The sequence below is a fragment of the Streptomyces sp. 130 genome, from assembly GCF_007096885.1.
Taxonomy (GTDB): domain Bacteria; phylum Actinomycetota; class Actinomycetes; order Streptomycetales; family Streptomycetaceae; genus Streptomyces.
The window spans coordinates 1-11,511 of sequence record NZ_VJNO01000073.1 but is presented as its reverse complement, the minus strand read 5'-3'; the positions used below and the strand labels follow the sequence as shown (position 1 = coordinate 11,511).

General features: G+C 70.1%; 9 protein-coding genes. 4 read left to right on the top strand and 5 right to left on the bottom strand.

Annotated elements, in window-relative coordinates:
- Positions 1-209: DUF5915 domain-containing protein (locus FKN01_RS31675; protein WP_143626100.1), on the top strand; the 209-nt coding region annotated here is incomplete at its 5' end.
- Positions 210-279: 70 nt separating this feature from the next.
- Here FKN01_RS31675 and FKN01_RS31670 read toward each other — a convergent pair.
- The 5 genes from FKN01_RS31670 to FKN01_RS33765 all read right to left on the bottom strand — a co-directional run bounded on the left by FKN01_RS31670 (position 280) and on the right by FKN01_RS33765 (position 4,427).
- Entirely contained in the window at positions 280-996 is a 717-nt protein-coding gene (locus tag FKN01_RS31670) for a thioesterase II family protein (RefSeq protein ID WP_143626099.1), read from the bottom strand.
- A gap of 87 nt (positions 997-1,083) precedes the next feature.
- A complete protein-coding gene (locus FKN01_RS31665) occupies positions 1,084-2,043 on the bottom strand; it encodes a chlorinating enzyme (protein WP_143626098.1) in 960 nt (319 codons plus the stop codon).
- A 6-nt stretch (positions 2,044-2,049) separates the two neighbouring features.
- On the bottom strand, positions 2,050-2,322 hold the full coding sequence (locus tag FKN01_RS31660; RefSeq protein ID WP_143626097.1) for a phosphopantetheine-binding protein: 273 nt from the start codon (positions 2,320-2,322) through the stop codon (positions 2,050-2,052).
- A complete protein-coding gene (locus tag FKN01_RS31655) occupies positions 2,310-3,878 on the bottom strand; it encodes an amino acid adenylation domain-containing protein (protein ID WP_143626096.1) in 1,569 nt (522 codons plus the stop codon). Before FKN01_RS31655 ends, FKN01_RS31660 begins: the two co-directional genes overlap by 13 nt.
- Positions 3,879-3,908: 30 nt before the next feature.
- Positions 3,909-4,427 (bottom strand): ferredoxin, encoded by a 519-nt coding sequence (locus tag FKN01_RS33765; protein ID WP_398933612.1) that lies wholly within the window; start codon positions 4,425-4,427, stop codon positions 3,909-3,911.
- On the opposite strand from FKN01_RS33765, the gene FKN01_RS31645 reads away from it, so the two are divergent.
- The 3 genes from FKN01_RS31645 to FKN01_RS31635 all read left to right on the top strand — a co-directional run.
- Positions 4,408-7,449 carry a non-ribosomal peptide synthetase gene (locus tag FKN01_RS31645; protein WP_185993075.1) on the top strand — a complete coding sequence of 1,014 codons (3,042 nt, stop codon included), beginning with the start codon at positions 4,408-4,410 and terminating at the stop codon, positions 7,447-7,449. The two genes, FKN01_RS33765 and FKN01_RS31645, sit on opposite strands and share 20 nt — an antisense overlap.
- A 204-nt stretch (positions 7,450-7,653) precedes the next feature.
- The gene (locus FKN01_RS31640) at positions 7,654-9,174 is read left to right on the top strand and encodes an aldehyde dehydrogenase family protein (RefSeq protein WP_313906188.1); all 1,521 of its coding nucleotides are present in this window, start codon (positions 7,654-7,656) and stop codon (positions 9,172-9,174) included.
- Positions 9,175-9,340: 166 nt separating this feature from the next.
- The coding region (locus FKN01_RS31635) for an AMP-binding protein (protein WP_185993074.1) at positions 9,341-11,511 on the top strand (2,171 nt) is incomplete at its 3' end.

Genomic DNA, 11,511 nt, shown 5'->3' with positions numbered 1-11,511 from the left:
AGAACAGCGGCCTGGACGTCGCGGACCGCATCACCGTCCGCTGGACCTCCACAGACCCCGCGACGAAGGAGGCCCTCACCGAACACGCGACGCTGATCGCGGACGAGGTGCTGGCCACGGACTACGCGCAGGGCGAAGCCGACGACACCTACGGCACCCCATTCGAGGACGAGACCCTGAACCTGACGTTCCGCCTCCGCAAGGCATAGCCCCATGCCAAGAGGCCGGCCCCGCCGGAAGCTTCCGGCGGGGCCGCCCCCGTACTCGTACCCGCAATCGCTAAGCCAGCGCCAGCGCCAGCTTCGCGGCGACCACGTCGGCGACGCCCTCCGCGTTCTCCGCCAGGTAGAAGTGGCCGCCGGAGAAGCGGTGGATCTCCGTGCCGGACGTGGAGTTGAGGCGCCACTGCTCGAGCTGCTGCGCGCTGAAGATGTCGTCCGACCCGCAGCACACGATGATCTCCGCCTCGGTCACCGTACGGCGCTGCTTGTTGAGGAAGGACTGGGACAGCGCGAAGTCCGCACGGAGCAGACGGGCGGTCCGCTCGCGCAGCTGTGCGTGGGCCCGGACCTGCTCGTCGATGACCCCTCCCGACGCCTCGGCGATCCGGAAGATCTCCTCGTCGTCGGTGGCCAGAGCCGACCCCTCGAACGGCAGGACCGCGCCGACCGGCCCGGAGTTGGCCGAGGCGAACAGGGTCGAGCAGCGCACCCCGCCCTCCTGCTCTTCGAGGCGGGCGATGAGACCGAGACCCAGATAGGCGCCGAGGCTGTGCCCGAACACCGCGAACTCGCCGTCGATGCCGGCGGTCCGTGCCACGAGCCAGTCGATCGCCTCCTCCGCGCAGGCGGCCGGCTCCTCGCGCCAGGACAGCCCGCGCCCGGGCAGGTCGAGGGTGATCGGCTCGATGTGCGGGGGCAGCGCGGCGACCAGTGCGTCGAACACCCTGGCCGAACCGCCCGCGTGGTGCAGCAGGAGCAGTGGGAAACGGGACATGCGAGGGTGCCTCCTGGTCGGTCTCGGTCGACGGGAACGCGCGGGTGGGGCGGGGAGACACGCGGGCGCGGCACCCCGGCCCCGTGCTCAGCCCTGCTGGTGCGGGATGAACGGGAAGCCGCGCTGGCTCTCCTTGGCGACGCGGTTGTGCCCGTACTCGTCGGTGCCCGACACGAGGACGGTCCCGTACTTGTCGAGCGTGATGCCCCCGCCGTACTCGTTGACCTCCTCCGTGCCCGGGTACACCTGCACCTGCGTGGGGACGAACCGCGCGACGTAGCCCATGCGGTAGTCCTTCTTGGTGCTGGTGTGCGGCAGCGACGCGTGCATGAGCGTCGACCAGAAGATGACGCACTCACCGGGCTTCATGACCAGCGGGAACGCCTTCGACTCGTCCGGGCTCCAGTCCGGGTCCTTCTGCAGTTGGCGGTAGTCGTAGCCGAAGAAGCCGCGCTTGACGCCGTCCTTCTCCCGGGCGTTGAACGCGGACGCGTCGTAGGTCATGCCCTTGGACTCGTCGTAGTTCATGTGCTTGTGCGTGCCCGGCATCAGCTGCAGGCAGCCGTTCTCCCGAGTGGAGTGCGTGAACGCGGTCCACACGGTGATCGTGCCGCCGAATGCCGGCAGCCCGTTCTGCGAGGGCCAGACGATCTGCGGGTGGCCGCTGGCGTGCGCGAAGTTCGCCGCCTGGTGCCAGTCGGTGCCCTCGTCGCCCTGGAACTTCGGGAAGAACTCCGAGCGCCAGCACAGCAGATCGGGGCCGAGGATCGAGGCTACGCGGTCGACGATCTCCCGCTTCATGATGTGTTCCGACAGCAGATCGATGTCGAGGTGCCGGTCGTAGTTGGAGATGCTGCTCGCTTTGCCGGAGCCTTCGGGGTAGATCGCGTGCGAGCGGTCGCGCAGTTCGCGCTGGATCGTCTTCCAGCGCGCCTCCATCTCCTCGACCTCGTAGATCTTGATGGGGCCCAGGAATCCGTCGCGGTCGAACTGTTCCAGCTCCTGCGCGGAAAGGGCGAATGTCTGCTTCTCGATTGAAGTCGTCATCGTGTATCAGCCGTTCTTCGTCTGCGAATTGATGGTTGCCAGGACGTCCGCGGCGGCTTCGCCGATGCTCTTCTCGAACAGGATCTGCAGGTCGAGTTCGACGCCGAAAGCAGCGTTCACCCGATGGTTCAGTTCGATAGCCAGCAGGGAATGGCCGCCCAGGTCGAGGAAGTTGTCCTCGGCGGTCGCCGGCTCCTCAAGAACCTCTGCGGCCCATTCGACGACCGAGCTTTCCACGGCCGCGGGGTCATGTATGTCCGCTGATCTCAGCTGGCCCATGCGCGTGCGATCTCCTCTTTACAGATTCGGGCGATGGCCGCCCGGTCCACTTTTCCGTTGACGGTGCGCGGCATCTCCCCAAGGGCGAGATAGCGCGCAGGGTGCATGTAGGCCGGCAGCCATTCCTTGATGTGCCGGCGGAGTACAGGGGCCGGCGCCGCCGGGGCGTCCTCGCGCACGGTGTAGGCGCAGACGAGACGGAGATCACCGGGCTTGAACTCCTGAACGGTGACGACCGCGTCGAGGACGGACTCATGGCGGCGCACGGCGGTCTCGATGTCGCTCAGCTCCATCCGGTAGCCGCGGAGCTTCACCTGCAGATCGGCCCGGCCGTCGTACACCAGGCCCCCGTTGGGGGAGCGGCTGACGAGATCACCGGAGCGGTAGTGGCGCACCGGAGTGCCGGCCGGGCCGTCGGACACGAGCGGGAACTTCTGCTCGGTCAACTCCGGGCGGTTGAGGTAGCCCTCGGCCACCTGCGGTCCGGCGAGCCACAGCTCACCGATCTCACCGGGCTCCGCTTCCCGCCCGTCCTCGGTCATGACGCGCGCGACGAAGCCGGGCAGCGGCTCGCCGATGACGGATACGTCGCCGGCCAGATCCTCCTCGGTGACCTCGTGGAAGGTGGTGAACACTGTGGTCTCGGTGATGCCGTACCCGTTGACCAGGCGAGGTCTCTCAAGGCCGTATCGCTTGGCCCAGGCGCGCAGCGAGGGCGGCGACAGCTTCTCGCCGCCGAAGACGACATAGCGCAGATCGGGCAGGTCGGCGTCGACGCGGGCGGCCGCCTCGGCCAGCGTGGCGAACGCCGTCGGTGTCTGGTTGAGTACGCTGATGCCCCGGCTGCGGATCAGCTCCAGAATCCGCTCGGGCGAGCGCGCCGCCCACTGCGGCGGCACCACCAGTTCCGCGCCGTTGCCCCACGCCCCCCACATCTCCCAGACGGAGAAGTCGAAGGCGATCGAGTGGAACAGCAGCCACCGGTCCTGCTCGGTGAAGCGGAAGACCTGCGCGGCGCCGTCGAGCAGTGCCTGGACGTGCCGGTGCTTGACCGGCACACCCTTGGGCACACCCGTCGTCCCCGAGGTGTAGATGACGTACGCGGTGTCCTCGGGCCCCGGGCCCTTCGGCGGCCGGGGCGCTTCCGCGTGCGCGGTCCGCGCGGCCACCACGTCCGGCCGGCCGACGACGACCTCGACCTGGGACGGCAGTTCCGCCTCGCCCCACGAGCCGACCAGGGCCCTGGCCTCGCAGTCGCGCACGATGAACTCGCGCCGGGACACCGGATGCCGCACGTCCACCGGCACATACGCGGCCCCGCACTTGAGGACGGCGAGCACCGCCGCTGCCGCGTCGACGCCCGGCTCCATGCGCAGGATCACCCGCTCGCCCGGCCGCACACCCTGCGTACGCAGCCGCTGTGCCAGGGCGTCCGACCACCGGTCGAGCGCCGCATAGGTGAAGCTCTCGTCGCCGCCGGACAGCGCGATCCGATCGGGCCACGCATGGACCGATCCCCGGAATCTGTGCACCAGATCGTCAACGGGTCGCAACATTCCCTCCCCTTAAAGTCGATCGAATCGATGTCAGCGGAACGTGATGGCGCCCGAAGGGCACAGCTGAACGGCCTCGCGCACCGCATCGCCGGCCGCCCGGGGAGGCCGCGATTCCAGCAATTTCACGATGCCGTCCGCTTCGCGTTGGTCAAAAGTGCCCGGAGCTGCCAGAACACACTGACCGGCTCCGACGCACACCTCGGTGTCGACTTCGACTTTCGACTCCACGGAAAACCCCTTGCCCACTTGAGTGTTGGATGAATGCACATCCAGTGGCATGGTCCTGGCCACGCGGTGTTTCGGGAAGGCGCCGACGACTGATGCGCCGCACAGAAGGCTTCGCTGCACCGTACCAATGGCCAAGCCGATGCACCGGAAATTGCTTCCTGTCCTGTCGACGGGACAGCTTCGAATGGTTTGTGCCGGGCACCCGCACCGAACTGTCGTGATACAACCGAATACTGTCTGCCCGTCCCAGCTCATGGGGCCAGAGATCTGCCCGAGTGGCAGGAAGAAGGAGAAGGCGCGCATGTCTGCAGCGTCGGTCACGCAGCGCAGATCGTGGTTCGTCCACCGGCATGGCGACGATCCGGCCCAGGGCAACTTCGCGGCCGGACTCGACCTGTCCGGGACACTCGACGTGAGCGCGCTGGAAGCGGCCCTGGCAGACCTCACCGCCCGATATCCCGCACTCCGCACCCGCTTCCCCGCGGGCCCGGACGGCCTGCCCGTGCCCACCACCCTCCCGGCGGGACGCCGAATCGCGCTGCCCGTGCAGCCGACCGGGACGACGGACGTGGGGCCGGCTGTGGCGGACGATGCGCGCCGCTCCTTCGACCTCACCGCCGAAGCGCCGCTACGCGCCCGCCTGTTCCGGCACGGCCCCTATCGGCACCATCTCGTGCTGACCAGCCATGACATCGCGTACAGCCCGAGGTATATGCCCCGGCTGATCGCCGACCTCGGCCTTGCCTACAGTGCCCGCCGCCGCGGCACACCGCCCCACTGGCCCCGCCCCGCCATCGACGACGGCCCTCCGCCCCTCCCGGCGGACCCGGCCGGCAGCGCGTTCTGGGAGCGTGAACTGGCCGGACCGCAGCATGCGATGCCGCTGCCGGCCACCCGGCCGCGCACCCCCCGCACCAGCCACGCCGCGCACACCCTGGCCCGTACCGTGCAGGCCGCGCCGCTCGCCGCGCTGGCCCGCGCGCTGGACGCCCCCCTCGACGCCGTCCTGCACGCCGCCGTCGCCGTCCTTCTGCACCAGACCGACTCCGGCGACGACCTCACCCTCGCCACCGTCAAACCCCGCGCCACGACGACCGGCTCGCCCGACGACCTGCTGCCGCTGCGCCTCGACGTGGCCGGGAACCCCAGCTTCGCCCGCCTCGTACAACAGGTGACGACAAGACTGCGCGGCGCGCACCGGCACGACACGCCCTTCGCCCGTCTGCTGTCCCTGACGTCCGGGCACGACGCGGCCACACCCCTTCTGCAGGTGGTGAGCGAGACGGCACCCGACCCCGCCTCCCTGCCGGTGCGGCTGCCGGGCCTGACGACCGACGTGTACCTGAGCGAGCCGCACAGCACTCCGCACGACCTCCACTTCACCCTGCGCATGCCGGCCCACGAGCGCCACGGCGAGGCGACGGCCACCCTCACCTACACCCGCGACCGGTTCGCCGCCGAGACCGCCGAGGCCCTGCTGGCGGGGCTCACCACCGTCCTGCGCGCCGCAGCCGCCGACCCGGGCCGGCGCACCGGACGCTTTCCGCTGCTGCCCACGACCGGGCAGCCGCCCGCCCCTGCGCCGCCTCCCCGGCCGCTGCCGGCCGCGACCGTCCCCGAACTCCTGGCCCGCCAGGCACGGTTGACGCCGGACGCCGTCGCCGTGACCGACTCGGCCCGCACCCTGACCTACCGGGAGCTCGACACCGCGGCCACGGCCCTCGCCCGGCGGCTGCGCCGGGCCGGTGCCCGGCCCGAGCGGGTCGTGGCCCTGGCCGTCTCCCGCACCGCCGACCTGGTCGTCGCCACGCTCGCGATCCTCAAGTCGGGCGCCGCCTACCTCCCGCTCGACGCCCGCTACCCCGCGGGCCGCCTCGAACTGATGCTGCGCGACGCGGCACCCTGCCTGGTCCTGACCGACCGAGGCACCGGCCCCCTGCTGCCCGACCACGGTCTGCCCGAGCTGTTCGTCGACGCACCGCCGCCGGGCCCCGACGACCACCAGGACCCCGCGCCCCCGCACGGCGACAACGTGGCCTACGTGATGTACACGTCCGGCTCGACCGGCGTACCCAAGGGCGTCGCCATCACCCACCGGGGCGTCGTCAACGGCGTCACCCAGCTGACCCCGCTGGTCGGCATGAGGCCCGGCGCGGTGATGCTCGCCTGCACCTCGATGAACTTCGACGTGTCGGTCTTTGAGATCGTCACCGCGCTCGCCACCGGGGCCCGCGTCGACATCGTCCGCGACGTCCTGTCGGTCGTGGAGCGCGGCGGCTGGCGGGGGGATGTGCTGCACACCGTCCCCTCCGCGTTCCGTGAGATCCTCGACCAGGTCAGTGGCCATCTGCACGTGCGGACCGTCATCTGCGCCGGGGAGCGGCTGCCCGCCGAACTCGTGACGCGGGTCAGAGCGGAACTGCCCGCCGTCACCCTGATCAACGCCTACGGCCAGACCGAGAGCTTCTACGCCACGGCCCACACGCTGCCCGCCGAGCCGCCGGCCGACGGCCCGGTCCCCATCGGGACCCCGCTCGGCAACATGCGGGCCTATGTGCTCGGGCCCGGCCTCGTGCCCGTGCCCCCCACCGTCGCTGGCGAGTTGTACGTCGGCGGCGAGGTGGGCCGCGGCTACCACGCCAGGCCCGCCCTGACCGCCGAGCGCTTCGTCGCCGACCCGTTCGCCGGCCCCGGCCGGCGCATGTACCGCACCGGTGACCTCGCCCGCTGGAACACCCGCGGCGAACTCGAGCTGATCGGCCGGGCCGACGCCCAGGCCAAGGTGCGCGGCATGCGCGTCGAGCCCGCCGAGATCGAGGGCGTCCTCACCACCCACCCGGACATCGCCCAGGCGGCCGTGACGATCCGCACCGACGAGCGCGGCGGGCCCGGCACCGTCATCGCCCACCTGGTGCCCGCGACCCCGCGCACCGATGCCCAGGGGCCGGCCACCCGCGCCCTGCGCAGGTACGTGGCCGACCGCCTGCCGGCCTTCATGATCCCCCGTGTCTTCGTCACCCTGGACCGCCTGCCGCTCACCCCCAACGGCAAGCTCGACCGCTCCCGGCTGACCGACCCCGGGCAGCGCCCGCCCGAGCCGCGCGCCCCGCGCCCGGGCACCGAACAGGCTGTCGCCGCGGCCTTCGCGGAAATCCTCGGCACCCCCGACATCGCCGCCGACGACGACTTCTTCGCCTGCGGAGGCGACTCCACGGCGGCGGTGCGGCTGCTGGCCCGGCTGCCCGCGGGGCGCGGCCCGCGGCCCACCATGCGCGCCCTCCTCGCCAACCCCACCGTCGCAGGCGTCGCGCTGCTCTTGACAGACTCCGCCGACGCCCTGTGAATTCCCGCGGACCGGCAAGGATTCCCGGAAACCGAATCACTGTCCTGTTGCCAGGACACGGTGCATTTGCCGAAGTGGCGGCGACTGCGTTCCGTTCGTCATGACCGCTATTGCCATCCTCTCCGGCTCCTAGTTGTCTGGTGGTCGGCCCCGGCGCGTGACCCGTCCCCACCTCAGGGAAATCACAGCGCGCCGCTGCAGGCGATGAATTCAGTTCCAAACGGAGCATGGCCGCCGCCCATGACGCTCCGTCCCATCACGAGCCGGGAGTGCAGCGTGAGCACCGTGTCCATCCAGAGAACAGTCGCCGAAAAGGTACGACGTGCGCGCACCGCCCAGTCCGCATTCGCGAACTGGTCTCAAGAACGCGTCGACGATCTCGTCAGCGCCGTCGGGTGGCACTGCTACCGCGAGGACAACGCACGCCGGCTCACCGAACTCAGCTATCTGGAAACCGGCCTGGGCGACCCCGAGCACCTTTACGAGCTGCAGCGCAAGCGGATCCTCGGACAACTCCTCGAACTCCAGGGACAGACCACCGTCGGCACCGTCGAGGTCATTCCCGAACGGGGACTGCGCCGACTCGCCAAGCCCGTCGGCGTCATCGCCGCCGCCAGCCCGGCCACCGCCCCCAGCTCCGGCATCGTCTGCAACGCGCTGCCCATGCTCAAGACCCGCAACGCGATCGTCTTCACTCCCAATCCCCGCGCCCGGGACAGCGCCGCCGCGACGCTGGACGTCATCCGCCAGGCCCTCGCCGAGGTCGGCGCGCCACCGGACCTCGTACAGTGCCTGCCCGCCGACGGCCGGGAAGCCGTCGAGCACCTGATGGCTGCCGCCGACCTGGTCGTCGCCGTGGGCGGCCCCGGCACCGTGCGGCGCGCCTACCGCAGCGGAACCCCCGCCATCGGGGCGGGAGTCGGCAACTCCACCGTCCTCGTCGACGAAACCGCGGACATCGCGCTCGCCGCCCGGTGCATCCAGACCGGCGCCGGCTACAACAACGGCACCTCCTGCTCCTCCGAGAGCAACGTCCTCGTCCACCGCTCCGTCGCCGACGACCTGCGCACCGTCCTGAGCGCCGCGCACGCCCACGTGTGCACCCGTGAGGAGACCGCCCGCATCCGGCGGGTGCTGTGGACCGAGGACCACACCCTCAACCGCGACCTCATCGGCAAGTCCGCCGCAGTGCTCGCGGGGGCCTGCGGGATCACCCTCGCCGCCCCGGACAGGACCACCGTCCTCGTCCTGGACGCGGACGGCCCCGACGACCCCGGGCCGATCCTGGGGGAGAAGCTCTCCCCCGTGGTCAGCCTCCTCACCTACGACCACTTCGACGCCGCCGTCCGCCGGATCGACGACATCCTGAACCAGTGCGGGCGCGGCCACAGCGCCGGTATCCACTCCCGGCTCCCGGCCCGCATCGACCAGTTCGCGCACGCCCTGCCCACCTGCCGCATCGTCGTCAACCAGTCGACGATGACCAACAGCGGCAGCCTCACCAGCGGTGTGCCCTTCACCTCGACGCTCTCCAGCGGGACATGGGGCGGCACGAGCGTGTCGGGGAACGTCACCTGGCACTCGTACGTGAATCTCACCACCATCGCGGAAGCCATTCCCGAGCGCGTCGCCGACCCCACCGTCCTGTTCGGCAGGTACGGAACACCGGCCGCCATGGAAAACGTGGAGAAGACCGACGAGCGGATGCTCGAAAGGGCCTCCTGAAGACCCACCGGGGATTTCCGAGCGAATTCCCCTCCTCCTGAGAAAGACCCCGCTGTTCGCCATTCACCGGGCCGTGCCCACGCCTGCCCGGAAACAGCCACCAAATCATTCGAGTCCCGTCGTGCTGGGGGAGTGCCGAGTTATGTCTGCCCGTCGCCGTGTGCCGTTGACCGTTCCCCAGCACGGACTGTGGCTGCTGCATCAGATGGCCCCCGACTCCCCCGTGCTCACCGTCGGCGAAGTGCTCGACATCCAGGGCCCCGTGGACCCGGACCACTACCGCAGCGCGATGCGCCGGCTCATCGAAGAGGCCCAGACGCTCCGCATCCGCATCGGCGTCGACGGCGACGACGTGTTCCAGCACATCCTCGACGCCGACTCCGTGCCGATCGCGTACCACGACTTCAGCACGGCCCCCGACCCGCGGGCCGCGGCCGAGAGCCACCTGCAGACCGTGTTCAACCGGCCCATCGACCCGACCGCCGAGCCGCTGTTCACCCCCGGACTCCTCAAGCTGGCCGACGACCACTACCTCTCCAGCCACCGCTTCCACCACCTGGCCATCGACGGCTGGAGCATGGGCCTCACCGCCCGTCGGCTCGCCGAGCTGTACACGCTGCTCGTCGCGGACGCGCCGTTGACGCCCTCTCCCTTCCCGCCGCTCCAGGACCTCCTCGACGAGCATCGCGCCTACCGCGACAGCGACGCCTACCAGCAGGACTCCGACTTCTGGCGCGACTACCTCACCGACGTCCCCGCAGCGGCCCGGCTCACCAACGGCCTCCCCCACCTGCCTCAGCGGCTGCTGCGCCGCTCCACCGAACTGGACCCGCACACCACCGACCGGCTGCGCGCCCGCGCCGAGCGCCAGGGACTGCGCCGCTCCACCATCGCCATCGCCGCTGCCGCCGCCTACGTCCAGCGCATGACCGGAGCCGCCGAACTGGTCCTCGGACTCCCGGTCGCCGCCCGACCGAACGCCCACATCCGCTCCGTGCCCGGCGTCGCCTCCAACGTCGTCCCCCTGCGGATCGCGATCGCCCCCGACACCGCCGTCGACACCTACCTCCAGCAGGTCGGTGACAGCATCGCCAACGTCCTGCGGCACCAGATGTACCGCTACGAGGACCTCAGCCGCGACCTCAACCTCGTGGGCGCCCGCTCCGAGCTCGAGGGCCCGGTCGTCAACGTCATGAACTTCGACTACGACCTGCGCTTCGCCGCCGCGCCGGCCACCGGCATCTACTACGGCGTCGGTCCCACCCAGGACCTCGCCTTCCAGTTCCTCGACCGCGCGGACGGCGACGGCTGGCAGATCGAGCTCAAGGCCAACGACGCCTTGTACACCGTCGACGAACTCGACACCCACAACGAGCGCCTCACCGCCTTCCTCACCGCCCTGGCCGACGCCCCCGCCGACGCGCGTCTCGACGACCTCGACATCATGCTGCCCGCCGAACGCGCCGCACTTGACGCGTGGAACGACACCGCCACCGCGACCCCGGCCGGCACCCTGCCCGACCTTTTCGCGGCTCAGGTCGTCCGGACTCCTGATGCGCCGGCTTTGGTTTGTGATGGTGGTCGGTTCACGTATGCGGAGCTGGATGCGCGGGCCAATCGTCTGGCCCGTCATTTGATCTCCTTTGGGGTGGGGCCTGAGGATTTTGTCGCGGTGTATTTGCCGCGGACCGCTGATCTGGTTATTGCGTTGCTGGCTGTGACCAAGGCGGGTGCCGCGTATGTGGGGCTTGATCCGGCCTATCCGTCGGAGCGTGGCGAGTTCATGGTTGCTGATTCGCGGCCGAGTGTTGTGGTGACGGCGTCCGGGGTGTTGGGGACGTTGCCGGGCGGTGACATTTTGCGGGTGGTTGTCGACGATCCGGCCACGCGTGAGGCTGTTGCTGCTCTGCCTGCTCACCCGGTGGCGGATGGGGAGCGGACGTGTCCGCTCACTCCTGCCCGGCCTGCTTATGTGTTTTATACCTCGGGTTCGACTGGTCGGCCCAAGGGTGTGGTGGGGACGCATGCCGGTATGGTCAACCGGCTCGATTGTGCTCATCGGGAGTTTCCCTGGGAGCCGGGTGATGTGGGGTGTGCGAAGGCGTCGCTGGCGTTCGGGGAGTCGACGAGTGAGATTTTCGGGCCGTTGCTGCATGGTGCGGTTGTGGTCCTTGCCAATGAGGACCAGGTGCGTACGGGGCATGCTCTGGCTGGGCTGATCGAGCGGTATGGCGTCAGTCGTATCACTCTTGTGCCGAGCTTGCTCGACACGCTGCTGGAGGAGGATCTGCTCGGTCCCCGGGCCGGGGAGGCGATGTGGACCAGCAGTGGTGAGGC

Coding starts and splice junctions, on each gene's coding strand:
- FKN01_RS31660 (WP_143626097.1), bottom strand. CDS start 2,322: ATGGGCCAGCTGAGATCAGCGGACATACATGACCCCGCGGCCGTGGAA.
- FKN01_RS31645 (WP_185993075.1), top strand. CDS start 4,408: ATGTCTGCAGCGTCGGTCACGCAGCGCAGATCGTGGTTCGTCCACCGG.
- FKN01_RS31655 (WP_143626096.1), bottom strand. CDS start 3,878: ATGTTGCGACCCGTTGACGATCTGGTGCACAGATTCCGGGGATCGGTC.
- FKN01_RS31640 (WP_313906188.1), top strand. CDS start 7,654: ATGAATTCAGTTCCAAACGGAGCATGGCCGCCGCCCATGACGCTCCGT.
- FKN01_RS31670 (WP_143626099.1), bottom strand. CDS start 996: ATGTCCCGTTTCCCACTGCTCCTGCTGCACCACGCGGGCGGTTCGGCC.
- FKN01_RS31665 (WP_143626098.1), bottom strand. CDS start 2,043: ATGACGACTTCAATCGAGAAGCAGACATTCGCCCTTTCCGCGCAGGAG.